Raw genomic sequence first — 23,656 nt, 5'->3', positions numbered from 1 at the left:
TGCCCGCCGACCACCTCGGACACGTCCACCTGAAAGTCACCGACGTCGACCGCGCCGTCGCGTTCTACCGCGACGTGCTCGGCCTCGACGTGACCGAGCGCGTCGACCGGTACGCGTTCCTCTCCCTCGGCGAGCACCACCACGACCTCGCGCTGCAGGGGATCGGCGCCGAGGAGGTCGACGACGGCGTCCCCGCCGACCCGCGCGGCCCTCGCGTCGGGCTCTACCACTCGGCGTGGGAGGTCGACAGCGCCGAGGAGCTCCGGGCGACCGCCGAGCGACTGGGCGAGCGCGGCGTCGCGGTCTCGCCGGTCGACAACGGCATCAGCAAGGCGCTGTACTTCGAGGATCCGGACGGCAACGGCGTCGAGCTGTATCTCGACACCCGCGAGGAGCGCGACATCGAGCAGTGGAACGGCCGGAACGAGCGGTTCGACCCGTTCTCGCTCTGAGGCGCGTTGCACGGACGTGCCCACATGGCCCCGGTTCCGAGGCGTTTTTGAGCCTCGTCAGCCAACCCAGCCCATGACCAGGATCGTCGTCATCGACAACCACGGGCAGTTCACCCACCTGGAGGGGCGCGCGCTCCGGGACATCGGCGTCGACACCGAGATCCTCGACAACGACACCGACCCCGCCGAGATCGACGCCGACGGGCTCGTGCTCTCGGGCGGCCCCTCGATGGACCGCGTCGGGCGCTGTGCCGACTACCTCGACCTCGACGTCCCCGTGCTGGGCATCTGTCTCGGGATGCAGTTCATGGCCGAGGAGCTGGGCGGCAGCACCCACAGCGGCGAGTACGGCGGCTACGCCGACGTGACCGTCGAGATTCTCGACGACGCGGACCCGCTGATCGGTAGCCTCGCACCCGAAACCCGGGTGTGGGCCAGCCACGCCGACGAGGTCGACGAGGTGCCCGAGGGGTTCGAGCGCACCGCCCGGAGCGACGTCTGCGAGGTCGAGGCGATGAGCGACCCCGACCGGGGACTCTACGGCGTCCAGTGGCACCCCGAGGTCGCCCACACCGCAGAGGGGGAGGCGGTGTTCGAGGCGTTCGAGACGATCTGCGAGAACTGGTAGCCGGCGGCCGGATCGGGCCGGGGACGGAAAGTCACGGGTTTTAGGCCGTCCGGGTCACAGCCAGTACCGATGACGTCGTCCCAGAGCAACCTCGCGGGGCTCTCGCGGTTCATCTTCCGGGCCCCGAACTGGTACACCAGCCTCACGTTCGCCCTGCTGGTGGCCGCCGTCGCGGGCATCGGCGCCTTCGACAGCGGCGAGGCCGACGCGGTGTTCCGTGGCATCCTCTTCCTCGGGCAGGACGCGTGGGAGGGGATCTTCTTCATCGGCGTTCCGACGGTGGTCGCCGGCTTCGCGACCCCGTGGGTCGACCGCTACACGGGGGGGCGGCTGACGTACAACCGCGCGTCGCTGCTCGCGCTGATCTGTGAGCTGCTGATCGTCGCGGTCGTGAGCGCTGCGGCCCTGATCGCCTACCTCGTCCCCGAACTCGACCAGCCGTTCGTCTTCGACGCGCTGATGGTCGCGCTGGCGTCGGTGTTCGCGCTCCGCCTGCTGGTGGTGATGGCGGTCTCCCGCACCTCGCTCCCGGTCGCGATCCTCCCCGCCAGCATCCAGACCGCGGTCGCGGCCGCGCTACTGTTCGTCTACAGCGGTACGATCCGATATCTCGCCGACGGCGGGTCGGCGACCCGGGCGTTCCTCACCCCGTTCCTCGACGAGTCCGCCGAGGCGCCGGGCGTCCTGAGCACGCTCTCGCCCCAGCAGTTCGCCCTGCTCGGCGTGCTCTGTGTGTTCTACGCCGTCGCAGTCTGGGTGTTCCTCGTCGCGGTCGACCAGCCGTGGCGGCGCTCGATGGGCGTCTCGATGCTCGACTTCCTCCGGGGGTTCATCGGCCACGTCGCCGAGGGCACCCGGGAGCTGGAGGACTTCTTCGAAGAGCTCGGCGAGGAGGCGATCGTCCCGGTCACGGTGCTCGCGTTCCGCCGGCCCGACGGGACGGAGAAGGCGCGGTTCGTGCTGCCGATGATCCACCCCGGGCCGATGGGCGAGATCGGCGGCGGGAACCTCCCCGAGCGCGTCGCCGACACCGCGGAGGGGCTGGCGTTCCCCCCACACGCCACCGCCGGCCACGACTTCAACCTCGTCACCGAACGGGAGGTCGACCGCCTGATCGACGCCGCCGCCCGCGCCCACCGACGCATCGAGTACGACGACGAGGCGACCCGGAGTACCCGAACCGTCGCGGGCGACGCCAAACTACTCGGGCAGTCCTTCGGCGGCGACGGCCTGCTGGTGAACACGTTCTCGCCCGACTTCGCCGACGACGTGGAGTACGGCGTCGGCCTCACTGCGAGGGAGGGCGCCCGGACCAACGGCCTCGACGACGTGTTGCTCGCCGACGCCCACAACTGCAACAACGGACTCGACGGCCCGGACCTGGGCCACGTCACCCCCGGGAGCCCCCGCTCGTTCGACATGATCAACGCCGCCGAGCAGGCGGGCGCCCGACTCGGCGATGCGCCCGAGGGACCGCTCTCGCTGGGGACGGCGTGGGACGAGACCGACTGGGAGCCACAGGAGGGGATCGGCCCGCTGGGCATCCGGGTCGCGGTGACGGCAGTCGACGGGCAGGAGACGGCGTACGTGCTCGTCGACGGCAACAACATGGAGCCGTGGCTCCGGGATCGAACCGTCGACGAGCTGCTGGAGACGGTCGACGCCGCGGAGGTGATGACCACCGACACCCACATCGTCAACACCGTCGAGGCCGACAATCAGGTCGGCGCCGAAATCGACCACAGCGCGTTCATCGACGCCGTGTCCGATCTCCTCGAGGCGGCCCGCGCCGATCTCGAACCCGTCGAGGCGGGGATGGCAACCGAACGCGCGGAGGTGACGGTGTTCGGCAACGACCGCACCGAGACGCTGGCCTCCCACGCCAACGCGGTGGTCTCGCTGGGCGGGGCGTTCGCGCTCGCGGTCATCCTCGCGGTCGTCGCGATCAGCGTGCTACTGTTCTTCGTCACCTGAGGCGGTTCCGCTGTCGACCCTCGGATTCGTCCGAACCCAGTCCCGGACTCGACGGCGACAGCCGGCGGGCCGGGCGCCGCGGTCGGGACGGTGCTCGGTGATTGGCTCCGCGCGACCGCACCCGTTGCTCACGAGTCACAGGGGAAGTCACCCCGAGCGGGGCGCTGCTGGAAGGTGAGTGTCGCGGGGGGAGGTCCCCCGTCAGTCGAAAAGCTCGTCGACCGCGTCCTGGGCTGCCAGCGCCGCCTCGTCGGCGACGGTTTCGGCGTCGGGCTCGGCGTCCTCGGGGGGGTTGACGTACACGTCCACGTCGAGCACGCCGTCCTCGAACGTCACCGTCACGTCGAGGTCAGTCAGCTCGGACTGCTTGTAGCGGTCCAGCACGACGCCTTCGGCGGCCGCGCTGGCGGTTTCGACGACCTCCTCGTCGGTCGGTTCGCCGGTGCTCATCTACGCGCCGGCGCCGGGGCCGCCGGGGCCCATCGGACCGCCGCCCTCGCCACCCTGCAGCATCTGCTGGAGCTCTTCCTGCAGCTCCTCGAACTGCTCTTGGGTCTTCTGCTCGCGCTTCTCGAGCTGGTCGACGCGAACTTCGAGGCTGTCGACCTTCTCCTCGAGGTCGTCCTTGGCGCTCTCGTAGTCGGTGTGGACGAGGAGCTCGCCGATCTCTCGATACATCGTCGTGTCCTCGTCGATGTCGTCGAGTGCCTCCAGCGCGGTCTGAGCCTCGTTGAGCGAGGTCTCGGCCTGCGTCTTCTGGGCCGCGAGCTGCTCGGTGGTCTCCTGAAGGTCCTGTAGCTCCTCGATCTTCTCTTGTGCCTCGGGCGGCAGACTACCCTGCATAACTCGAACGAGGTCCTTCGGCCTGAAAAAGCCCCGTATTTAGGCCTGGCGCGGGTTCGGGGCGGCTCACCCCTCCCGCACGGGCGTCCGTCGGTGCGTAGGCCCGTGGTCCTACCCGCCTCCCCGTGCCGGGCTGACCCGCGGGACTTACGGCCTCCCCCGCCGTCGATCCGCCCATGCTCGAACTGATCGCCGGCGCGCTCTGGGCGATGCTCCCGGCGTACGTCCCGAACAACGCGGCCGTGCTCGCGGGCGGCGGCCGCCCCATCGACGGCGGCCGAACCCTCGGCGGCGCGCGACTGCTCGGCGACGGGAAGACGTGGCGCGGCACGGCCGTCGGCACGGCCGTCGGCATCGCGCTCGCGCTCGCGCTCGACGCCGTCGCGCCCGCGGTCGGCGACGCGTTGGGGATCACGCTCCCGAACTTCCCGATCACCGCGGCGCTGGGGCTCGCACTCGGCGCGATGCTGGGCGACATCGGCGCGTCGTTCGTCAAACGCCGCAGCGGCCGCGAGCGCGGCGCGGCGTTCCCCGGGCTCGACCAACTGGACTTCGTGGTCGGCGCGCTGCTGCTCGCGCTGCTGTTCGCGCCCGACTGGACGCTGTCGGTGTTCACGCCCGCACGCGTCGCCGTCGTCGCCGTGGTCACGCCGCTGCTGCATCTCGCGACCAACGGGATCGCCTACTGGCTCGGCGTGAAAGACGAGCCGTGGTAAGTGGCGGCTCAGTCCAACTCCTTCACGACCGTCGCCGGGTTCCCCCGCACGAGGGCCCCCGCTGGCACGTCGTCGGTGACGACCGCGCCCGACCCGACGACGGCGCCGTCGCCGATACTGACACCCGGGTTGACGACCGCTTGGCCCCCGATCCAGACGTCGTCGCCGACGGTCACCGGCTCGCCGTACTCCGCCCCGGTCGCGCGTTCGGCGCGGTCGAGCGGATGTGTCGCGGTGTAGATGTGGACGCCCGGCGCGAGCTTGCAGTTCCGGCCGATCTCGACCGGACACACGTCGAGTATCACGCAGTCGAAGTTCGCGTAGAAGTTCTCGCCGACGTGGATGTTGTACCCGTAGTCACACCGGAACGGCGGTTCGATAGCGAGCTCCTCGCCCACGGAGCCGAGCAGATCGGTCAGTAGCGCTCGCCGTGTCTCCTGATCGTCGGCCGCCGTCTGGTTGTAGGCCCGCGTGAGTTCGCGGGCCCGCTCCCGCTCGGCGACGAGTTCGGGGTCGTCGGCGTCGTACAGGTCGCCGCGCAACATCTTCTCCTTCTCGCTCGCCATAGCCGGGGTCGGGCCGGTCGGCCGATATAGCCTTCCCCTGACGACCGACCAGTTTTTGCCGACCCCGCGCCCACCCACAGCCGTGACCGACGAACTCATCCAGGCGCTCCGGGACGCCGACGCGGTCCAGTTCGGCGAGTTCGAACTCTCCCACGGCGGCACCAGCGACTACTACGTCGACAAGTACCTGTTCGAGACCGACCCGCGCTGTCTCCGCCTGATCGCCGAGGCGTTCAGCGAGCGACTCGACGGCGAGAAGCTCGGCGGCGTCGCGCTGGGGGGCGTCCCCCTCGCGGCGGCGACGAGCATCACCGCCGACGTGCCCTACGTCATCGCGCGTAAGGAGCAGAAGGAGTACGGCACCGGCAACCGCATCGAGGGCCGCCTCTCGGAGGGCGAGGAGGTCGTCGTCGTCGAGGACATCGCGACCACCGGCCAGTCCGCCGTCGACGCCGTCGAGGCCCTCCGGGAGGCCGGCGCCGAGGTGAACCGCGCGCTGCTGGTCGTCGACCGCGAGGAGGGCGGCCGGGAGAACCTCGCCGACCACGGCGTCGAGATGGAGGCGCTCGTAACCGCGTCGGAGCTGCTGGCCGACCGGTAGCGATCGGCGACTGCTGGGCACGCCCCCGTCCGTTTTTCGTACGACCGTCGTTCGACGTGTTCATGGTTGTGCAACCGTGAGGATATCCATGAACCGTGCAGAGAAGGCGGCCCTGCAGCTACGGGCCGTCGCCGTTCTGCGGACGCTGAAGCGCAGTCGAACGTACGACGAGCTCGCCGAGCTCACCGGCCTGCCGGCGGGGGATCTGAACCGCTACGTCAACGGGCACGTCCTGCCCGGCATCGAGCGTGCCCGCGAGACCGTCGAGAGCGTCGGTCGGGAGGCGCTGGCCGAGGAGCTGGAGTCCCGGATCACCGTCGACGACGAGGGGTACGTCGACAACAGCGCCGCCGTGTTCGACCAGTCGTTCCTCGACCTCGTCGCGCCCGTCGCCGCCGAGTCGTTCGCGTTCGACCGCCCGGACGTGGTGCTGACCGCCGCGACCGACGGGATCACGCTGGGCGCCGCGATGGCCTCCTACTTCGACGCCGACATCGTCTACGCGAAGAAACGCAAGGAGACCGCCGTCGAGGAGTTCGTCGAGTCCCGCCAACGACTCGCGTCGGGGATCGAGCTCACCTACTACCTCCCCGCCGACGCCGTCTCGGCGGGCGACACCGTGCTCGTCGTCGACGACCTGATCCGCTCGGGCGAGACGCAGGAACTCCTGCTCGACATCGTGAAGCAGGTCGGCGCGACCGTCGGCGGCGTGTTCACCCTGATCGCCGTCGGCGACGAGGGGATGGACCGCGCCCGCGAGATCACCGACGCGCCCGTGGGCGCGCTGACGACGTTCGACGACCGCTGACGACGGCACGCTCCTCGCGGTAATCCACGTTCGTGAATACCGCTTCCGTGTACCGCCACGTATTCGCCACTCGCCCGTCATGTTTGGGCGCGTTTGTGTATACCGGAGGGAAAGCCTCAAGTACTCGTCCGTCTCGATGTGCACCCATACGGATGGGTCTCACAGAGACGCTGGCCGACTACTTCGATCTGGACAGCCACGACACCACCGTCAGGACCGAACTCTTGGCGGGGTTGACCACGTTCTTGACCATGAGCTACATCGTGGTCGTCAACCCCGCGGTGCTCGCGAACGCGATCACGATCGAGGGGATCGGCGACGGCCGGATCCGGGCGATGCTCGCCGTGGTCACCATCATCTCGGCGGCGACCGCGACGCTAGTGATGGCGCTGTACGCCAACCGCCCGTTCGCGCAGGCGCCCGGGCTGGGGCTGAACGCCTTCTTCGCGTTCACGGTCGTGCTCGGGATGGGGGTCCCGTGGCAGACCGCCCTCGCCGCAGTCGTCGTCGAGGGGGTAATCTTCATCGCGCTCACCGCCGTCGGCGCGCGTGAGTACGTGATCAAACTGTTTCCCGAACCGGTGAAGCTCGCGGTGGGGTCGGGGATCGGCCTCTTCCTCGCACTCATCGGCTTCGAGTCGATGCGGGTGGTTGCGGGCGACCCAGCGACGTTCCTGACGCTCTCGCCGGTGTTCGCGAAGGACCCGGTGGCGCTGATCTCGGTCGCGGGCCTGTTGTTCACGTTCGGGCTGTACGCCCGCGGGGTTCGCGGGTCGATCGTCGTCGGCATCCTCGGGACGACCGTCGCTGGCTACGCCGCCGCGGCGCTAGGATACACCGCCTACAACCCCGAGAACGTCGCCGGCGCCTCGATCGCGACGGACATCTTCCTCACCGGCTCGACGACGACGTACAGCCTCGCGGCGTACGACATCCGGCCGCTCGCGGGCGCGTTCGTCTCCGGCTTCGCGAACGTCGACGCGTTCACGTTCGCGCTGATCGTGTTCACGTTCTTCTTCGTCGACTTCTTCGACACCGCGGGGACGTTGGTCGGCGTCGGGCAGGCGGCGGGCTTTCTCGACGACGACGGGAACCTCCCCGACATCGACAAGCCGCTGATGGCCGACGCGGTCGGCACCACCGTCGGCGGGATGCTCGGCACCTCGACGGTGACGACGTACATCGAGTCCGCGACCGGCGTCGAGGAGGGCGGCCGCACCGGCCTGACGGCGCTGACCGTCGCCGGACTGTTCGTGCTCTCGTTGGCGTTCGTCCCGATCGCCGCGGGGATTCCTGAGTACGCCTCCCACATCGCGCTGGTGGTCATCGGCGTCGTGATGCTCGGCAACGCTGTCGAGGTCGCGTGGGACGATCTCACCTACGCGATCCCGGCCGGGATGACGATCATGGTGATGCCGTTTACCTTCTCGATCGCGTACGGGATCGCCGCGGGGATCGTCTCCTACCCCATCGTGAAGCTCGCCGCCGGCGAACGGAAAGAGATCCACGTCGGCCAGTGGCTGCTCGCGGGCGCGTTCGTGGTCTACTTCGCGGTGCGGACCAGCGGCGTGATGTAGCCCGCACGGGATCGCAACACCTTCCCACGCGCCAGCGTTTGCGCGAGTATGCAACGCAGTCTCCCATCCCGCCTCTGGCTCGTCCGCGGGGTGGCGCTTCTGTTGGTTCTCTCGCTGCTCGCGCCCGCTGCGGGCGCCGCCCTCGGCGTCGGCGGTGACGAGGAGGCCGGCGCCGTAAGCGAACTCGAAGCCGGCACGATGGCACAGCCGGCGAACGACTCCACCGTGATCGGGATTCAGGGCTACCACTTCCAGGGCGAGGGCAACGCCAAGAAGCCCGCCCGGGTCGTGTCGACCAGCGGCAACGGGACGACCGAGTGGGTGTACGAGGACATGATCGGCGCACGCTGGTTCTACGACGTGGACCCGATGGAGAACGGGAACCTGCTCGTGGTCTCGACCAACCCCGACGGGACGAACGTCTACGAACTCGACCCCGAGACCAAGGAGCGCGTCTGGGAGGAGACGCTCCCCTACCACGACACCCACGACATCGACGTGTACAACGACACCCACCTCGCCATCGCCAACATGCGCAACTGGAACGAGTCCTGTGCGTGCTCGGACGACCGCGCGGTGCTGTACGACCGCGTCGACGGCGAGGTCGACTGGGAGTGGACGTTCCGCAACCACTACCCCAACAGCACGGACGGCGGCTTCGCGAAAGACTGGACCCACGTCAACGACGTGGAGGTGATCCGCAACGGCAGCGAACTGCTGCTCTCGCCGCGGAACTTCGATCAGGTGATCGCCGTGAACATCGAGTCCAAGGAGATAACCGAACGCCTCGGCGAGGACGGCGATCACTCGACGCTGTATGAGCAGCACAACCCCGACTGGCTCACCACCGAGGGCGGCGACCCGACGATCCTCGTCGCCGACAGCGAGAACGACCGCGTGATCGAGTACACGAAGAACGACGACGGCGAGTGGGAGCACGTCTGGAGCGCGGGCTCCTCGGCGTCGCTCTCCTGGCCGCGGGACGCAGACCGGCTCCCCAACGGCAACACGCTGATCGTCGACTCGATGAACCACCGCGTGATCGAGGTCACCCCGCAGGGTGAGATCGTCTGGGAGTACTTCGCCACGTGGGGTCCCTACGACGCCGAGCGCATCGGCACGGGCGACGAGTCCAACGGCCCGACGATGCGCGATCAGGGCGTGAGCGGTCACAAGGCGATCTACGGCTCCGCCGGCGGGCTCTCGGCGACGTTCTCCTCGTGGCTCGCGGCGAACGCGCAGGGGACGATCGTCGAGGGCCCCGTCACCGAGTTCGCGGGACTCTGGGGGCGGTTGGCGCCGTGGTTCCAGCCGGTCTGGCTCGACTCCTGGGAGTTCACCGGCGTCGTCGGCGCGGTGCTGATCCTGTTCGGCTGGGGGCTCTCCGAGGCCGTCCGCGAACGCGACCGGATCGCCGATGCCGCCCGATCGCTGCGGCAACAGGTCGTCTGAACTCGCCGGCGCGCTCGCCGCCGCCGCGGCCCTTTTGCGTCGCGGTCCCCTACTCACGAGCGATGGCGAACATCACGCTCTACGAAGTCGAAGGCTGCCCGTACTGCGCGAAAGTGACCAGCAAGCTCGACGAGCTCGGACTGGAGTACGACTCGGTGATGGTCCCCTCCAGCCACGACAAGCGCGACGAAGTGAAGGAGATCTCGGGCCAGACCGGCGTACCAGTCCTCGTCGACGAAGAGCACGGCGTCGAGGGGATGCCAGAGAGCGACGACATCGTTGAGTACCTCGACGAGACGTACGGCAGCGCCGCGTAAGCGGTCGGCTCTCGACTCTCGTTTTCGCGAACTAAGCGGATAGCGACGGCTCAGTTACGGCCGCGGTGGCGGTGGTAGCGTCGCCGCCATCGCGCGAGCGAGTGAAACGAGCGAGCGCCGGCGGTGACGGGGAGGAACGGGGACTCGGTGCTGTGCCGGGCCTCGTGCCCGGCACCCTGCGGTCGCAAGTGGTCTACGATCGAGTTGCTGTTGCGGTCGCTGTCGGAGTAGTCGCTGTTCCAGCACTCACCGACGGAAACCACCCGAGAAACCGTTACTTCCCGAAAGAATCAGGCTTCGCCCGGCTCCGCGGCGCGCTCCCGGATCAGGTCCCGAACCGCCTCGGGGTCGTCCGTCTCGCCGAGCTCGTCACACGACACCAGCGCGGTACCCTTGACGGACTCCCGGCTGGCCTCGTCCTCGACGAAGTACACCGAGCGCGTCTTGGTGACCTGCCCAAGCGAGGACATGATCCGAGCGCGCTTCTCGGCGCTGGGGGTGAACTCCGAGTGGCCCGTGAGTAGCTTCGCGCCGTCGCCGCCGCGGCGTTCCTCGTCCTCGCTCACGCTGTTGAACGGCGCCCGCGTGGTCGGGTGGACCGTAAACCCCGCCCGCGTCAGTACGCCCACCACGTGCTCGTCGTCGGGGTCGGCCTCGGGTGGGTCCGGGGTCGGGTCGGCGTCGCGGACCTCCTCGGCGCCCTCCATCACGTTCATCGGTGAGGTGAACGGCTGGTCGAACAGCTCCTCCAGCTTCACCGCCACGTCGATGGAGGCGTTCATCCCGTCCTCGTACTTCGAGACGGTGCGCCGGGAGACCCCGAGTTCGGACGCGAGCTTCCCCAAGCTCCAGTCCTGCTTCTGTCGGCTCTCCGAGAGCATGTCGCCATCGATGTTGACGTACAGCCCGCCGGGGGCCGCGTAGATCAGCGGCGGCACGTCCTCGACGAACAGGTCGAACGCGGTGTCCGGATGCATCGCGGGCACGCCGTGGCGGAAGTACACCACTTCGGGCTTCAGCTCCTCGTCGCGGGTCCGCATCCCCACGACCATCGGCGTCGCCGAGAGGTACTCCCCGAGCCGGCGCATCTCCCGCCCGGTGGCGGCGTCGAACGCGTCCACGTTCCCGAGTACTTTCAGCAGCACGAGCTCCTCGCCGCGCCGGGCCGCGACGTCGAAGCTCTTGGGCCGGATCGCACAGCGCTCGCTGACGAGGAACCCGGCGTCCTGCAGCATCGCCGTGACGTTCTCGATAAGCGCTGTACGGCTCATAGACGAATTTAGACGATTCGTCGTATAAATGCGTTGTGCAGAAACCTCTCCCCGGCCGTCAGGTTCCGGCCGACGCGAAACCCCCTTGCCCGCCGACCGCCTCCCTCCCTCCGTGACGATCATCGGCGTCGACGACACCGACTCCCGACGGCGGGGGATGTGCACGACCTACCTCGCGGCCCGGATCGCCGAGCGGATCGCGGCCGCGGGGGGGCGCGTCGACGAGCGACTGCTGATCCGGCTCAACCCCGCCGTCGAGCGGAAGACCCGCGGGAACGCCGCGCTCGCGATCCACACCGATCTCGACGCCGACCGTGCCGCCGAACTCGCCCGCGACGAACTCGAGCCGCTGGCCGAGACGGACGACCCCCGGACCGCCCCGGGACTCGTCGTCACCGACTGTGAGGCCGCCGAGGTTCCCGACGCTGTGACTCAGTTCGCCCGCAACGCCGTCCGCGAGATGCACGACCTCGACGACGCGCTCGCGCTCGCCGACGACGCCGGCTTCCACACCGTGGGATGGGCGGGCGGCCACGGCCGCATCGGCGCGCTCGCGGCAGTCGGCGCCGCCGGCACCTTCTCCGAGTGGACGTACGAGCTGATCGCCTACCGCGAGTTCGACCGCTGTGGCACGCCGCGCGAGGTCGACGAGGAGACGCTGTTCGCGGCGGCCGACGACGCCTACCCCGAGGCGTGGGACACCGTCGACCGCGGCGAGGCGGAGGCGGTCTGCGTTCCCAGCGCGCCCGGGCCGATCCTCTACGGTCTCCGCGGCGACGATCCCGAGGCACTCCGGGAGATGGCTTCGAAAATCGACTCGGAGCCGGTCGAACGCACCGCACTGTTCCGGACGAATCAGGGCACCGACGCCCACCTTCGGGACGTGGCCACCGACGACCTCGCGACCCTCGATGACGGCCGTGCCTACCGCGTCGACTGCGTCGTCGCCGGCCAGCCCGAAACGCGGGAGGGTGGCCACGTGTTCGTCCCGATTCGAGGTGAATCAGGGGACCCCATCGCGGCTGCGGCGTTCGAGCCGACCAAGCGCTTCCGCGACCGCGTGCGAGCACTGCGTACGGGCGACGAACTCACCGTCTGCGGCGAGGTGAGCGACGGGACGCTCAAACTGGAGAAGTTCGCCGTCCGCGCGCTTGATCGGACCGAGCTGGCCACCCCGACGTGCCCGGACTGCGGGAACCGGATGAGTTCGGCAGGCCGGGATCAGGGGTACCGCTGCCGGGACTGCGGAACGAGTGCGCCGCGAAAAGTCGCAGTCGACGTGGAGCGTGACCTCGAACTTGGCTGGTACGAGGTGCCGCCGTGTGCCCGCCGGCACGTCGCCAAGCCGCTGGTCCGCGGCGGCTTCGACGCGCCGACCCATCCGGAACGGTAGGAACTGGACCGGTGTCGGTCGTCCAGTGTGGTCCCCGAACGTGCACCGCCGAAGTCCCCACGCGTGATCGGTTTCGACAGGCGTGGTGAAACCACGGTGCGTATCGGGGCTCGACTTAGCAGACACGTTATATAACTACGTGTAAAATTACTCTATGGATATATGTAGCAAAAGATTATTACATTATGAATATTATATTTACTGACGACATGTCGGCGATGGTTCGATACGGCGGAACGGGAGAAACACTGGTCAGTCGACATGTCGGAGCCGAAAATGGCCATAGATCTCACGAACACGGCTGACGGAGCGCGCTGGGTGACGGGACAGCTCGTAGACGACCACAACACTCGCGACAGCAACGAGATCCCGTGGAACGGGAGCACGGGCGACGACCGAGGGTTCGCCCGTTTCGACACCGTGACCATGGAGAACGGGTCCTCGAAATCGGCGCTCAGGACCCACCCCAAGTGGGTCCCGAACGGAACGATCAAGGGATTCTTCCCGTGGGTCACGGCGCCCGACAACGCCGTCTTCACCGCCCAGATCGGGTTCCTCGACGGCGCGAGCGCGAGCGACGGCGCCGAGTTTTGGGTGTTCGAACACCACCGAGAGAACGGCACTCACGTATGGAACCCGGTTCTCCGCCGCCAGAAGGGGTACACCGGAGAACTGTTGGATGTGAAAGCCGACCTGACCCACCTCTCGGGCGAGGAGGTGTTCCTCGAACTGCGCGTCGACGCCGCGGGACGGTCGACGCAGGACTGGGCGGCGTGGGTCGACCCCAAGATCGAGTCCCAGCTGCAGACGGGCACACCCATGGAGACGGGGACGATGCCGGTGACGCTGGAACTGTCGCGGGTAGACTGTCGGGACTCCGACGAGGAAGACAGGTTCCTCGCCCCGGACGGGGACGAGCCGTACGTTCTCGCACTCGCCCTGTTCGTCGACGGTCAGTCCATCGACGTCGTGGAGGCGTACCTCAACAACAACTACGACGCCGCCGGGGCGAGGCTTCGAGGAGGCGGTCGACACGGGACCCACGGGAACCTGGGGCAAGGAAACGTCCACGGCGGGGACAGCTTCCCCGTGCCGGACGAAACAGGGACGTTCCGAGACCGGATGTCCCCAGTGATACCGGCGATCGCATCGGGGGCGCAGACGGACGCCGACCCGAAGTCGGTGGCACGTGCCGCCCTGATCGTGGTCCTGCTTGAACAAGACAACACCAGCACACAAGCCGTAGAAGCGGGGTATCGAAAACTACGAACCGAACTCAAATCCGAGATAGAGAAGAAGGTGAGGGAGGTCGCGGAACAGGTCGCCGAGAACAGTTCGAACGACGAGATCGAGTTCACCGAACAGGACGGCAACGACATCGCCGACAACATCAAGGGGAAGGTCACTGATACTGTGAAGAAACGGACCCTCGACAGGTTCGACCTGTTCGGTATCGTCAACCCCGACGACTTCATCGGGACCGAGTTCGAGGTGTGGACGTTCGACGATATCCAGCAGAACGAGCCACAGTCGTTCCGCATGGAGTTCCGGAGTGACACGGCGCACTACGTCCTGAACGGGAACGCACGCACCGAGTGACCACTCCAGCCCTCCAGTACTCGCTTCGCCGCCCTGATTCGGACTAGGCGGTGAGCCTCCCGGCGTAGTCAGAAGCGCTCCAGCGCCCGCGCCATCGTCTCCCGGTCGTGGGCCAGCGACTCGCGGTCGTCGTACGCTTCGGGGGTGAGAAACGCCGCCGCCGCGGCGTCGTCGCCGGCGACGGGTTCGCCTGTCGTCGCCTCCCGGCTCACCGCGAAGTGGACCGACGCGTGGTTGCGCTCCGGCCCGGTCGAGAGCCGCGTCCGGACCGGCGCCAGATCGTCGGGATCGACTGCGAGCCCGGTCTCCTCCGCCAGTTCCCGTGCAGCCCCCTCGGCCAGCGGTTCGTCGTGTTCGGGGTGGCCGCCGGGCAGCGCCCACGCGCCCTCGGCGGGTGGCTGTCCGCGACGGATGCAGCAGACGTGGTCCCCGTCGACCACTGCGACGGCGACGCCCGGGACGGCCGTCCGCCAGAGCACGCGCTCGCAGTCCGGGCAGTAGGCGCGCTCGCGGCCGTCGATCTCGCGGTGCTCGACCGGGGCGCCACAGAGCGGGCAGTAGTTCGCGTCGACGGCGATCACGAACGGTGGTTCGCGGGCGCGGGGAAAACGGTTCGGTCCTCACGCTTTTGCCCCTACGGTCGTCGATCAGTACGGGCAGAAGCTGGCGGAAAGTCGGTCACCGTCCCGGCTCCTTTCGCGCCAGTGCCCGCTCGACGAACCGGCGGTTGTGCTCGCGCATCGGGTCGGGGAGTGCGCCCCGCGCAACGAAGCGTGCCTCGTCGGCGTCGCTGCCCGCCGACGGCTCCCCTTCGACGTGGTCGCGGTCGACCACGTAGCGAACGAGGAGGACGTGCTGGTCTCGGTACGCCGCGCCGCCGGCCTGTTCCCGGAGATGCGTGCCGAGCAGTCGGAGCGCCTCGGGGTCGGCGTCGACGCCGGCCTCCTCCCGAAGCTCCCGGACCGCCGCGGCGGGCGCCGGCTCGTCCGCTTCGAGGTAGCCGCCGGGCAGCGTCCAGAACCCCTCGCTCGGCCCGCCGGCACGACGGACCAACAGGATCTCGTTCCCGTCGCGGACGGCCACTCCAGCGGTCGGGACGGGGTTGCGCCAGACGAACTGCTCACAGTCGGGACAGAAGCGGCGTTCAAGGCCTTCGAACGATCGGGAACGGAGGGCGGTGCCGCAGGTCGGACAGTAGTTCGGATTGACGGCGACCATCGTCCGGGGATCCACTGGCGCCGGCAAAAGCGGTTCGGCGCGGCCCGCTAGCTCTTCAGCCCGCTCCCGGTCAAGGGGACGACCACGTCTTCCGACTCCCCGATTTCGCCGCGGTCGCGCAGTTCCGCGAGCGCCGCGGGCGCGACCGCACACGTGGGTTCCGTGTAGAAGCCGGCCGTGTGGAGTCGATCGAGTTCGTCGGCGACCGGCGCCTCCGAGAGCGCGATCGCGTCGCCGCCGGTGGCCTCGATGGCATTCAGAACCGCGTCTTTCTGCACCGGATCGCGGATCTGGATCCCGTCGGCCACGTCGTTCGAGCTGGCGGCCTCGCCGTGCAGTTCGGCGGCGATCGGCGCGTACCCCGCGGCCTGCGCGCCGTACATTCGCGGGACATCGTCGATCCAGCCCGCTTCTTTCAGAGCGCGGAAGCCGCGGTAGGCGCCGAGGAACAGTGTGCCGTGGCCCAGCGGCGTGACCACCGCGTCGGGCGCTTCCCAGTCGCGCTGGAGCGCCGTCTCGTAGGCGAACGTCGCCGTCCCGGCGAAGAAGGCGGGGTTCCACGCGTGGGAGGCGTACCAGGCCTCCGCGTCCTCGCTGACGGCCGCCTCCACACACGCGTCGGTCACGTCCTCCCGGGAGCCCTCCACGCGGACCGGCGTTGCGCCGGCGGCCTCGATCGCCCGGAGCTTGCTCGCTTTCACCGACGCCGGGACGTAGATCTCGGCGTCGATCCCGGCCCGGGCGGCGTAGGTGGCGATCGCGGCGCCGGCGTTGCCCGAGGAGTCCTCGACGACGCGATCGACGCCGAGTTCGAGCGCCCGCGAGAGCGTCGCCGTCGCCCCACGGTCCTTGAACGAGCCGGTTGGGAACACGTACTCCAGTTTGAACTCGGCGTCCCAGTCGGGGGCGTGCTGGAGCGGCGTCATCCCTTCGCCGAGGCTCACGCGCTTCTCGACGGGCAGGAAGTCGGCGAACGCCCACAGCCCATCGCGCGTGTCGAACGCCGCAGGGTCGGGCGCGGGACCGTCGGGGCGGGGCTGGCGGGCGAACTCCAGCGGGTGGCCGCACGTACAGCGCCAGCGGTCCTCGTACTCGGCGCCACAGGACGGACAGACGAGAGAGGTGGGATCGGTCATCGTCAGTACGAGTCGATCCCCGTCGCGACCGAGCAGACGTACTCCCCGGTCGCGACCTGGGGGAGTCGGCGGGAGCGCCAGAAGATCCCCTCGCTGTCGGCGGTCACGCGGCTCGTGAGCTGGCCGAACGGGTCGATCACGTCGAACAGCGTATCGCCGGGGTGGATCTCCTCGCCCAGTTCGGCGCGGAAACGGACCAGTCCGCCCGACGAGGAGCGGTACTGATCGAACCCCGCGGCGCGGGTCTGCTTCGCCATCGACGCCTCGCCGTCGAGGAAGCCGTAGTGCCGGAGGACGTTGAACACCCCTTCGACGCCGTACTGGATGCTCTCCTCGTCCCAACCCACGCAGCCGCCGAGCTCCGGGTCGATCGTGGGAATCCCTTCGTCCGGCGCCGCACGGGCGAGCTGGCCGTCCGGGCCCTTCTGGTCGAGCACGTGACCGGTCCCGAACGCCTTCGCGAGTTCGAGGCAGTCGCCGTGGAGGCGGTGGTGGCGCCCACACCGCACCCGGGCCTCGTTGAGCATCCGCGAGGTCGAGCCCTGGTGGAGGTCGAGCACGTAGTCTGCCCGCGTCGCGGCGTCGAAGGTGGCCGCCGCGATGCGTTCCGAGCTCGTCCCCTCCTCGTCGCCGGGGTAGGCCCGGTTCATCTTCGTGTCGTCGATTGGGTTGCGGTGTTCGGCGACCTCGAAGGCGTGGCTGTTGACGATGCCGACGATCAGCACCGCCCCCGAGAGCTCGGCGGGGTCGAGTCGGGGGACCACGCGGGTCAGGACGCCGAGGCCGTTGAGTTCGTCGCCATCGGACACCGCCTGCAGGTACAGCGTGTCGCCGTCGTCGGCACCGTTGACCACACAGACCGGCAGGGAGACGGGGCTCCCGTCGCGGCGTTCGCCAACTCGGAGCCGCCCGGTGGCGGTCTCCCCGGGGGCCGCGCTGGCGTCGCCGAGCGTGAGACTCATTACTCGGTGATCGTCCGTTTCCGCCTTAGTGGGTTCGATACCGGGTGAGGGGCGCCGATACTGCGGATTCGCTGGCGTTGGAACTGGGTTCTGTTGATTTTCTGGTGGCTGTCAGGAGCGATTCATCGGTCACTACGACTGCACCAGTAGCTCCAGGAGAAACGGTGTGAATAGGAACAGCGACAGCAGCTCGATCGTTGACCACTTGTGACCGCAGGGCGCCGAACACGAGGTTCGGCGCAGCACGGAGTCCCCACCCCTCCCCCCGCCGGCGCCACCGTGGCGCCGGCGAGGCGTCCACCGCTACCGCACCGCTGCCGCGGTCGGCGCGAAACGGTCGCGCCTCCGTGCGCGAGCCGAGCGCGAGGTCCTCGTGAGCGGAGCGAACGAGGGCACGAGAGAGCTTGCTCTCTCGGAGGACGAACGAGCGAACGAACGTGAGCGAGTGAGTCGGCTGGGGAGGTTCGAGGGCTGTGCGGGGCGGTGCAGTCACAAGGTGCCAACGATCGAGCTGCTGTTGCTGTTCGCGGTGGAAACACCGAAACCGCAGACCGCGTTCGCGACAGAAACACCGAGCCCCACACCCACGGCCCCAGCGAAGAAGCCGACCGCCGACTACGCCGTAATCACGTTCGAGTCCAGATCCCGTGGGTAGTACGTCAGCCACTCCACGCCGCTTTCGGTGATCGCGATGGTGTCGGAGTGGCGATACCCCTCGTCGTCGGTGTAGATCCCCGGCTCGATCGTGTACACCTGCCCCGGCTGCATTTCGCTGTCGGTGTCGTCGACGTGGTCGTACCCGCCCCAGCCCTGATCGATGTACGGCGGCTCGTGTCCCCCGAGGCCGATGTTGTGGCCGACGTGGTGCTGGGCGAGGTCGGTGATCCCCTGCTCCTCGTAGAACTCCCACACCTGCTCGTCGACGTGCGAGAGCGGGACCCCGGGCCCCAGCGCGTCGATCGCGATGTCCTGCGCTTCGAGCATCAGTTCGAAGTAGTGCTCCTGTTCGTCGCTGACCTCGCCGACGAACATCGTTCGTTCGAGTTCGGAGCCGTAGCCGTCGACGTTCGCGGACGCGCCGGTGATCAGCACGTCGCCGCGTTCGAGTCGTTTGTTAGGCGTGTGACCGTGTGGAAGCGCGGTCTCGTGGGCGGAGATGTAGCCCGCGTGGGCCGGGCCGTCGCCCCGGACGTTCTCGACGAACTGATCGCCCAGCGTGTCGAGCATCGCCCGTGAGGCCTCCGTCGACGCCCGCTGGGAGACGGTCGCGGGGTGGGCGCCGGGCTCGGTGTACTCCGCGAGGTAGCGGTGGGCGAGGTTCCCCCACTTCGCGGACTCCCGAATCAGGTCGATCTCGGCGTCGGTCTTCTCCCAGCGCATCCGTGACACCCACGATTGGGTCTCCACGTCGACGAACGCCGAGAGCGCGGGACCCTCGTACCCCATCACGCCCGGCGCGCCGTCGCTGTCGGCGAGCACTTTCTCGGCCCCGAGCCCATCGAGCATCTCGGCGACCGTCTCGATCGGCCGCCCCTGCGGGTAGTCGAAGTAGTGATGCACGGCGTCGATCCGGTCGACTTCCTCGACGCGCTCGACCTCCAGCCGCGGGACGACGATCTCGATGCGCTCGTCGGTGACCGCCAGACAGACCGGGCGCTCGGTCTGGACGTGCTCGAACCCGGAGACGTAGTGGATGCTCGTCGCGGCGAACCAGACGGCGGCGTCGGCGTCGGTGTTCGCGAGCTTCCCCCGTATCTCGCGGAGTCTGGAGCGGTACTCGGCGTCCGGAAGTTCGGTCGGCATGACTCCCGAGTCGCTCCCGGAGCGCAAAAGCCTCCGGGTGGACCACCCGGGCTGCCGGGTCGTCCGATCTCCGCGGGCGACGGTCGTGAGCGCCAAACTCCCGTCTCGAACCACCCGTTCGGGGCAGTGACGGGTGTTGTTGCTCACTACACCGTATATCGGCTATCGGGATGCTCTACGGATTATAAACTGTTTAAACCGATCTAAAGGATTCGTAAAACGTCGCCCGGCTCCTCGTGCTCGACGTGAAACGGCACGAACCGTCGGGCACGAACTCACCCTTATACGTGGTCCCCGATCCTTGAGTGGAGTAGAGTCACCATGTCCACCTCCGAACCCTCCACGTCGGCGCAGATCGCCGGCGAAAAACTCCCGCGGTCGGCGTTGTCGGCCGCGGCGTCGCTGCTCGTCCCCGTTCGCACCGCGGCGTTCTGGTCGGCAGTCGCCCTCCCGCTGGTCTACCTCCCGCTCGTGGCCACGGGCGCGGTGTGGGACCTGCCGCTGGTGTTCTGTGCGCTGCTGGCGCTGAACGTCGTCACGTTCCTCGTCGGCCACGACCACGAGCCGACCCGCGCCTGAGCCTGCACTCGCGGTCCCCGGCTCCCCGCGGCTCACTCCCTCTCCTCGCCCGCCGCTTCTTCCTCCTCGCTCCCCGCTGATTCGTCGCCGGAAGCGTCCGCGCTGTCGACGCCGTCCTCCGGATCGTGCCCCAGCCCGAGCGCCGCCGAGGGCACCGGCGAGAGTGGGTCGCCGTGGATCAGCTCCGGCACGACGACGTTGAGGAACTGCACCGCGAGCACGACCAGCAGCGGCCCGAGAAAGAGGCCGTACCAGCCGAAGTACGCCGCGCCGAGCACGTACGCGAACAGCACCAGCCCAGTGTGGAGCGAGCGCCCGGAGATGATCGGCCGCAGCACCGCTTGCGGCAGCAGGTCGAGGAAGAGAAACGCCACGACGAGGAAGGATAGCGGCGCCCAGAACAGTCCGGCGCCGTCCTGGGACGCCAGCCAGCCCAGATACCCCGTCACCGGGACGTAGACGAGCTTGCCGACGACCAGTGGGACGAACGTCGCAACGCCGGTCAGTAGCGCCAAAAGCGTCGGGAACGGGATCGCGACCGCCGAGGGAACGACCGCGTTGTAGCCGTTGTAGACGACGACCGCCAACACCGTCACCAGGGAGACGGTGATCACGTTGCCAAAGTACACCGTCTGGAGGTCGGCGTCGACCGCCGAGACGTAGGCGTGGGGGACGCTCCCGTCGCCGCCGATCTCCTCGCGGAACCACACGTCGATCCGATCGCCGTCCCGCAGGAGGAAGAAGCTCATCGAGAGCGCGAGCGTGAGGTGGACGAGCCCGGTGGTGAGCACACCCAGCTGCCGGAGGCCGGCGGTCAACTGCTCCCGGATCACGTCGAAGTTGTCGAGCCTGGTGAGATACCCCATCGGGTCCCGAATCAGTTGCCGGACGGCGTCGGGCATCGACGGTCGGGCGCCCAACGCCGCGAGCAGTTCGTGATCGAGCGCGATCGTCAGCTCCCGGATCGCCACGAGCCCGACGTAGCCGAGCAGCGCCAGCCCCGGAACGACGATCGCCAGCAGTGTCAGCGTCGCCGCGGCGCCGCGGTGGTCGACGGCGTCCTCGATTCGCTCGGCGATCGGTCGCGCGCCGTAGTAGACGAACAGGCCGAACACGAACGTCCCCACGAAGTGGAGCGCGACCCGACCGACGACGAGCAGCAGGAACAGACCGGCCAGCCACCACGCGACGCGCTGGCGCTCCATCTCGCGGGGCCACTGCATGGCTCCTCAGGCGGCGGGCAGGGACTTCGGTTTTACCCCTCGGGGGACGACCCTACTCGTCCAACTCCCCGTCGAGCCCCCACTCCTCGGCGCGGCGCTCGGCCTCCGCACGGGCCTCCTCCTGGATCGCGGCGATACGCTCCTCGTTCTCCAGGAACGATTCGAGGGCGCTCGCGTCGGCGTTGCCGGCGTCGTCGGGCGCGCGCTCCCGGGCCCGTTCGGCCAGCGCCGGCTCGTCGGCGAGCTCCTCGGCGGGCGCGCCGGGCGGCACCGTGAAACCGGGCGTGTCGTGGACCTCCTCGAGCGCACCTTCGGGGAGCTCGTACAGCTCGACCGAACAGGGGCCGGGCCCGGCCAGCGCGGCGAGGGCGTCGACGCCGCGGCTGTCGCTCCGGTGGGTTTCGGAACTCTCGCTGCGCTTGCTTCCGTGACTCCCACCACGCTCGCAGTACGCGGCACGCGGAACGCCCTCCGCGAACGTGAGCACCCCGGGCTCGCCGTCGGCCAGCAGCGAGTCCGGATCGATCCGGGCGTACCCCGTCAGATTCCGTGCCAGGGCGGCCTCGAGCGCGCTCGCGACACCGACCCGCGAGCGGACGAGCCGCCCCTCGGGGATATTCAGTTCGGCGTCAGCCAGGTTCATGGGGGCTCGGGGATCACCGCCGAGCGGAACCGTTCGGCGACCGCTCCCTCGTCGCCGTCCCGCAGATCGAGGCGGTCGGCCGCCCGCCGGTACGCCGCCGCCGCCGCGGAGTCGGGCGCGTACGCGAGCAGGGGTTCGCCCGCCCGCCGGGCCGCCCGCGCGGCGTCGCTCTCGGGCACCGTCGCAAGCGTCGGCCCGCCGAAGTACTGCTCGGCCTGCTCGGCGACACGGTCGATCGCTTCGTCGTCCTGTACGCGGTTGAACAGCACGCCGGCAGTCTCGGTACCGTAGGATCGAGCGTACTCCTGCACCTTCAGGCCGTCCGACAGCGACGGAATCGTCGGCTGGAGCACGACCACCGTACGGTCCGCGAGCACCAGCGGAAGCACCGCCGACTGCGAGCCAAGCGCCGCCGCGGAGTCGAAGAGGAGAACGTCGGTGCCGGTCGCGAGCTCGGCGACCACCTCGCGGAGTCGGGTCGCGTCGGCGTCGCGGAACGCGGCGAGGGAGGTGCCACAGGGGACGAGCGAGAGCCCGAACCGTTCGTACACCGCGTCCTCGACCGCTGCGTCGGCGTCGGCCAGCAGCAGGTCCTGCAGCGTGGTGTCAGCGTCCGCGAGCCCGGTGTGGAAACAGAGGTTCGCCATCCCGGTGTCGGCGTCGACGACCGTCACGTCGTGGTCGTCGGCGAGCGCCATGCCCAGCGCGAGCGTGCTGGTGGTCTTCCCCACCCCGCCCTTCCCACTCGCGACCGCCAGCGCTTCGACCATACGTTGTTTCTCCCCGCTGTTCGGTTTAAACTTTCTCCCCGAGTGGTCGTGTCACTGCCACCACTCCCCGAGCACTCGCCGCCAGTTGCCGGCCGCGATCGCTTCTCGCTCCGGGCGGTCGAACCCTCGGGCTTCGAGTCCGTCGAGCACGTCCCGGAGCCCCGTCACGTCCCCGACGGCCTCCGGCACGGTTGCCCCGTCGAAATCCGACCCGAGCCCGACGTGCTCGACGCCCATCCGGTCGGCGAAGTACTCGATGTGATCCAACAGCGTCGATAGCTCGGCGTCCTTCCCGCGTTCCCCGTCCGGCCGGAGATGGGCGGTTCCGAACGTACAGCCGACGATCCCACCGCTGTCGGCGACGGCGTGCAACTGCTCGTCGGTGAGGTTTCGCGACGCCGGCGAGACGCCGTGTGCGCCGGCGTGGGAGACCACCAGCGGCGAATCGACGGTCTCTGCCACGTCCCAGAAGCCCGCGGCGTTCAGGTGTGCGAGGTCGACCACGATCCCCCGATCCTCGCAGGCATCGACCAGATCGAACCCCGCGTCGGTCAGCCCCGGCCCGATATCGGGCGTCGCGTCGTGCTCGAAGGGGACGCCGTGGGCGAAGGCGTTGGGCCGCGACCAGACGAGCCCGAGCGATCGTAGCCCGGTTTCGTATAGCGATTCGAGATTTACGAGGTCCGGGTCGACGGCACCGGCGCCCTCGATATGGGGAATCCCGCCGACCGCGTCACCGGCGAGACAGGCGTCGAGATCGTCGATATCGCCGATCACACGGAAGCGGTCGGTCGCCTCGGCCCACTCCTGCAGCGTTTCGAACTGCTCGTCGACGATCCGGCGGGCACGTTCCGGATCGACCGCCGGCGGGAGCTCGCGCCAGTCGCCCATCTCCTCCTCGTTCGGGACGAATGCGGCGAAGATCCCGGCCGCGAGTCCGGCCTCCCCCGCGCGGGCGAGGTCCAAATGGCCGTCGGTGGGCTCGCTACCGAGGAAGTCGCCGCCAGCGCGGTCGCTGGTCGCCGCGAGCAGCGTGTCGTTGTGGCCGTCGATGATGGGGATCATGGTCGTGCCTCCGCCCGTACTGACTCCAAGCTTCCGGCGCCCGCCGACGTTGCCGGAACG

The 23,656-nt window shown here is 68.9% G+C and carries 25 protein-coding genes; 12 read left to right on the top strand and 13 right to left on the bottom strand.

What is annotated here, in order from left to right; all coding sequences use genetic code 11:
• The 3 genes from BN1959_RS14245 to BN1959_RS14235 form a co-directional block, all read left to right on the top strand.
• Positions 1-452, top strand: a 452-nt coding sequence (locus BN1959_RS14245; RefSeq protein WP_079978714.1) for a VOC family protein, incomplete at its 5' end; no start/stop codon positions are given.
• Positions 453-525: 73 nt separating this feature from the next.
• Positions 526-1,080: a GMP synthase subunit A gene (locus BN1959_RS14240; RefSeq protein WP_053949282.1), complete on the top strand. Its 555-nt coding sequence runs from the start codon at positions 526-528 to the stop codon at positions 1,078-1,080.
• 69 nt (positions 1,081-1,149) lie between these two features.
• Positions 1,150-3,054 (top strand): DUF2070 family protein, encoded by a 1,905-nt coding sequence (locus BN1959_RS14235; protein ID WP_053949281.1) that lies wholly within the window; start codon positions 1,150-1,152, stop codon positions 3,052-3,054.
• A 201-nt stretch (positions 3,055-3,255) separates the two neighbouring features.
• Here the strand turns inward: BN1959_RS14235 and BN1959_RS14230 are convergent, their stop codons facing one another.
• Both BN1959_RS14230 and BN1959_RS14225 read right to left on the bottom strand, forming a co-directional pair.
• Complete coding sequence (locus BN1959_RS14230; RefSeq protein ID WP_053949280.1) at positions 3,256-3,504, bottom strand: DUF3194 domain-containing protein; 249 nt, start codon at positions 3,502-3,504, stop codon at positions 3,256-3,258.
• Complete coding sequence (locus tag BN1959_RS14225) at positions 3,505-3,897, bottom strand: prefoldin subunit beta (RefSeq protein ID WP_053949279.1); 393 nt, start codon at positions 3,895-3,897, stop codon at positions 3,505-3,507.
• A 176-nt stretch (positions 3,898-4,073) separates the two neighbouring features.
• Between BN1959_RS14225 and BN1959_RS14220 the strand changes: the two genes are divergently transcribed.
• Positions 4,074-4,613: a CDP-2,3-bis-(O-geranylgeranyl)-sn-glycerol synthase gene (locus tag BN1959_RS14220; protein WP_053949278.1), complete on the top strand. Its 540-nt coding sequence runs from the start codon at positions 4,074-4,076 to the stop codon at positions 4,611-4,613.
• A gap of 8 nt (positions 4,614-4,621) precedes the next feature.
• Here the strand turns inward: BN1959_RS14220 and BN1959_RS14215 are convergent, their stop codons facing one another.
• Positions 4,622-5,179, bottom strand: coding sequence for a sugar O-acetyltransferase (locus tag BN1959_RS14215; protein ID WP_053949277.1), 558 nt, complete (start codon positions 5,177-5,179; stop codon positions 4,622-4,624).
• A 55-nt stretch (positions 5,180-5,234) separates the two neighbouring features.
• On the opposite strand from BN1959_RS14215, the gene pyrE reads away from it, so the two are divergent.
• From pyrE to BN1959_RS14190, 5 genes are all read left to right on the top strand, one after another.
• Positions 5,235-5,780, top strand: a complete 546-nt coding sequence (gene pyrE / locus BN1959_RS14210; protein WP_348533017.1) for an orotate phosphoribosyltransferase — start codon at positions 5,235-5,237, stop codon at positions 5,778-5,780.
• A gap of 88 nt (positions 5,781-5,868) precedes the next feature.
• Positions 5,869-6,588 (top strand): phosphoribosyltransferase family protein, encoded by a 720-nt coding sequence (locus tag BN1959_RS14205; protein ID WP_053949275.1) that lies wholly within the window; start codon positions 5,869-5,871, stop codon positions 6,586-6,588.
• Positions 6,589-6,740: 152 nt separating this feature from the next.
• Positions 6,741-8,165 (top strand): NCS2 family permease, encoded by a 1,425-nt coding sequence (locus tag BN1959_RS14200; protein ID WP_053949274.1) that lies wholly within the window; start codon positions 6,741-6,743, stop codon positions 8,163-8,165.
• A gap of 48 nt (positions 8,166-8,213) precedes the next feature.
• Positions 8,214-9,617 (top strand): aryl-sulfate sulfotransferase, encoded by a 1,404-nt coding sequence (locus BN1959_RS14195; RefSeq protein ID WP_053949273.1) that lies wholly within the window; start codon positions 8,214-8,216, stop codon positions 9,615-9,617.
• A 62-nt stretch (positions 9,618-9,679) separates the two neighbouring features.
• Positions 9,680-9,934, top strand: coding sequence for a glutaredoxin family protein (locus BN1959_RS14190; protein WP_053949272.1), 255 nt, complete (start codon positions 9,680-9,682; stop codon positions 9,932-9,934).
• Positions 9,935-10,224: 290 nt separating this feature from the next.
• Here BN1959_RS14190 and BN1959_RS14180 read toward each other — a convergent pair whose 3' ends face one another.
• Positions 10,225-11,205: a transcriptional regulator gene (locus BN1959_RS14180; protein ID WP_053949270.1), complete on the bottom strand. Its 981-nt coding sequence runs from the start codon at positions 11,203-11,205 to the stop codon at positions 10,225-10,227.
• A gap of 112 nt (positions 11,206-11,317) precedes the next feature.
• On the opposite strand from BN1959_RS14180, the gene BN1959_RS14175 reads away from it, so the two are divergent.
• Both BN1959_RS14175 and BN1959_RS14170 read left to right on the top strand, forming a co-directional pair.
• Positions 11,318-12,598: a tRNA(Ile)(2)-agmatinylcytidine synthase gene (locus BN1959_RS14175; RefSeq protein WP_053949269.1), complete on the top strand. Its 1,281-nt coding sequence runs from the start codon at positions 11,318-11,320 to the stop codon at positions 12,596-12,598.
• 276 nt (positions 12,599-12,874) lie between these two features.
• Positions 12,875-14,197, top strand: coding sequence for a hypothetical protein (locus BN1959_RS14170; RefSeq protein WP_154018296.1), 1,323 nt, complete (start codon positions 12,875-12,877; stop codon positions 14,195-14,197).
• A 68-nt stretch (positions 14,198-14,265) separates the two neighbouring features.
• Here the strand turns inward: BN1959_RS14170 and BN1959_RS14165 are convergent, their stop codons facing one another.
• The 5 genes from BN1959_RS14165 to BN1959_RS14145 all read right to left on the bottom strand — a co-directional run bounded on the left by BN1959_RS14165 (position 14,266) and on the right by BN1959_RS14145 (position 19,316).
• A complete protein-coding gene (locus BN1959_RS14165) occupies positions 14,266-14,778 on the bottom strand; it encodes an NUDIX domain-containing protein (RefSeq protein ID WP_053949267.1) in 513 nt (170 codons plus the stop codon).
• Positions 14,779-14,875: 97 nt separating this feature from the next.
• The gene (locus tag BN1959_RS14160; protein WP_053949266.1) at positions 14,876-15,415 is read right to left on the bottom strand and encodes an NUDIX domain-containing protein; all 540 of its coding nucleotides are present in this window, start codon (positions 15,413-15,415) and stop codon (positions 14,876-14,878) included.
• Between the two features lie 47 nt (positions 15,416-15,462).
• The gene (locus tag BN1959_RS14155) at positions 15,463-16,551 is read right to left on the bottom strand and encodes a threonine synthase (RefSeq protein ID WP_053949265.1); all 1,089 of its coding nucleotides are present in this window, start codon (positions 16,549-16,551) and stop codon (positions 15,463-15,465) included.
• 2 nt (positions 16,552-16,553) lie between these two features.
• A complete protein-coding gene (locus BN1959_RS14150) occupies positions 16,554-17,513 on the bottom strand; it encodes a succinylglutamate desuccinylase/aspartoacylase family protein (RefSeq protein ID WP_053949264.1) in 960 nt (319 codons plus the stop codon).
• A gap of 615 nt (positions 17,514-18,128) precedes the next feature.
• On the bottom strand, positions 18,129-19,316 hold the full coding sequence (locus BN1959_RS14145) for a M24 family metallopeptidase (RefSeq protein ID WP_053949263.1): 1,188 nt from the start codon (positions 19,314-19,316) through the stop codon (positions 18,129-18,131).
• A 321-nt stretch (positions 19,317-19,637) separates the two neighbouring features.
• On the opposite strand from BN1959_RS14145, the gene BN1959_RS14140 reads away from it, so the two are divergent.
• Positions 19,638-19,895 carry a hypothetical protein gene (locus BN1959_RS14140; protein WP_053949262.1) on the top strand — a complete coding sequence of 86 codons (258 nt, stop codon included), beginning with the start codon at positions 19,638-19,640 and terminating at the stop codon, positions 19,893-19,895.
• Between the two features lie 32 nt (positions 19,896-19,927).
• Here BN1959_RS14140 and BN1959_RS14135 read toward each other — a convergent pair whose 3' ends face one another.
• From BN1959_RS14135 to BN1959_RS14120, 4 genes are read right to left on the bottom strand one after another with little or no spacing between them, the layout of a single operon-like run.
• Entirely contained in the window at positions 19,928-21,118 is a 1,191-nt protein-coding gene (locus BN1959_RS14135; protein ID WP_053949261.1) for an AI-2E family transporter, read from the bottom strand.
• A gap of 52 nt (positions 21,119-21,170) precedes the next feature.
• Entirely contained in the window at positions 21,171-21,761 is a 591-nt protein-coding gene (locus BN1959_RS14130; RefSeq protein ID WP_053949260.1) for a hypothetical protein, read from the bottom strand.
• Complete coding sequence (locus BN1959_RS14125) at positions 21,758-22,531, bottom strand: nucleotide-binding protein (RefSeq protein ID WP_053949259.1); 774 nt, start codon at positions 22,529-22,531, stop codon at positions 21,758-21,760. The genes BN1959_RS14130 and BN1959_RS14125 overlap by 4 nt, the downstream gene beginning before the upstream one ends.
• A gap of 51 nt (positions 22,532-22,582) precedes the next feature.
• Positions 22,583-23,596, bottom strand: a complete 1,014-nt coding sequence (locus tag BN1959_RS14120) for a dipeptidase (RefSeq protein ID WP_053949258.1) — start codon at positions 23,594-23,596, stop codon at positions 22,583-22,585.
• Positions 23,597-23,656 lie beyond the last annotated feature (60 nt).

It is taken from the genome of Halolamina sediminis, from assembly GCF_001282785.1.
Classification (GTDB): Archaea; Halobacteriota; Halobacteria; order Halobacteriales; family Haloferacaceae; genus Halolamina; species Halolamina sediminis.
Note: the sequence above shows the minus strand (reverse complement) of the source record. Positions and strands in the feature narration are given on the sequence as shown.

Bases quoted from the DNA above. Each gene is read 5' to 3' on its own strand.
- BN1959_RS14240 (WP_053949282.1), top strand. From the start codon at position 526: ATGACCAGGATCGTCGTCATCGACAACCACGGGCAGTTCACCCACCTG.
- BN1959_RS14235 (WP_053949281.1), top strand. From the start codon at position 1,150: ATGACGTCGTCCCAGAGCAACCTCGCGGGGCTCTCGCGGTTCATCTTC.
- BN1959_RS14230 (WP_053949280.1), bottom strand. From the start codon at position 3,504: ATGAGCACCGGCGAACCGACCGACGAGGAGGTCGTCGAAACCGCCAGC.
- BN1959_RS14225 (WP_053949279.1), bottom strand. From the start codon at position 3,897: ATGCAGGGTAGTCTGCCGCCCGAGGCACAAGAGAAGATCGAGGAGCTA.
- BN1959_RS14220 (WP_053949278.1), top strand. From the start codon at position 4,074: ATGCTCGAACTGATCGCCGGCGCGCTCTGGGCGATGCTCCCGGCGTAC.
- BN1959_RS14215 (WP_053949277.1), bottom strand. From the start codon at position 5,179: ATGGCGAGCGAGAAGGAGAAGATGTTGCGCGGCGACCTGTACGACGCC.
- BN1959_RS14205 (WP_053949275.1), top strand. From the start codon at position 5,869: ATGAACCGTGCAGAGAAGGCGGCCCTGCAGCTACGGGCCGTCGCCGTT.
- BN1959_RS14200 (WP_053949274.1), top strand. From the start codon at position 6,741: ATGGGTCTCACAGAGACGCTGGCCGACTACTTCGATCTGGACAGCCAC.
- BN1959_RS14195 (WP_053949273.1), top strand. From the start codon at position 8,214: ATGCAACGCAGTCTCCCATCCCGCCTCTGGCTCGTCCGCGGGGTGGCG.
- BN1959_RS14190 (WP_053949272.1), top strand. From the start codon at position 9,680: ATGGCGAACATCACGCTCTACGAAGTCGAAGGCTGCCCGTACTGCGCG.
- BN1959_RS14180 (WP_053949270.1), bottom strand. From the start codon at position 11,205: ATGAGCCGTACAGCGCTTATCGAGAACGTCACGGCGATGCTGCAGGAC.
- BN1959_RS14170 (WP_154018296.1), top strand. From the start codon at position 12,875: ATGGCCATAGATCTCACGAACACGGCTGACGGAGCGCGCTGGGTGACG.
- BN1959_RS14160 (WP_053949266.1), bottom strand. From the start codon at position 15,415: ATGGTCGCCGTCAATCCGAACTACTGTCCGACCTGCGGCACCGCCCTC.
- BN1959_RS14155 (WP_053949265.1), bottom strand. From the start codon at position 16,551: ATGACCGATCCCACCTCTCTCGTCTGTCCGTCCTGTGGCGCCGAGTAC.
- BN1959_RS14150 (WP_053949264.1), bottom strand. From the start codon at position 17,513: ATGAGTCTCACGCTCGGCGACGCCAGCGCGGCCCCCGGGGAGACCGCC.
- BN1959_RS14145 (WP_053949263.1), bottom strand. From the start codon at position 19,316: ATGCCGACCGAACTTCCGGACGCCGAGTACCGCTCCAGACTCCGCGAG.
- BN1959_RS14140 (WP_053949262.1), top strand. From the start codon at position 19,638: ATGTCCACCTCCGAACCCTCCACGTCGGCGCAGATCGCCGGCGAAAAA.
- BN1959_RS14135 (WP_053949261.1), bottom strand. From the start codon at position 21,118: ATGCAGTGGCCCCGCGAGATGGAGCGCCAGCGCGTCGCGTGGTGGCTG.
- BN1959_RS14130 (WP_053949260.1), bottom strand. From the start codon at position 21,761: ATGAACCTGGCTGACGCCGAACTGAATATCCCCGAGGGGCGGCTCGTC.
- BN1959_RS14125 (WP_053949259.1), bottom strand. From the start codon at position 22,531: ATGGTCGAAGCGCTGGCGGTCGCGAGTGGGAAGGGCGGGGTGGGGAAG.
- BN1959_RS14120 (WP_053949258.1), bottom strand. From the start codon at position 23,596: ATGATCCCCATCATCGACGGCCACAACGACACGCTGCTCGCGGCGACC.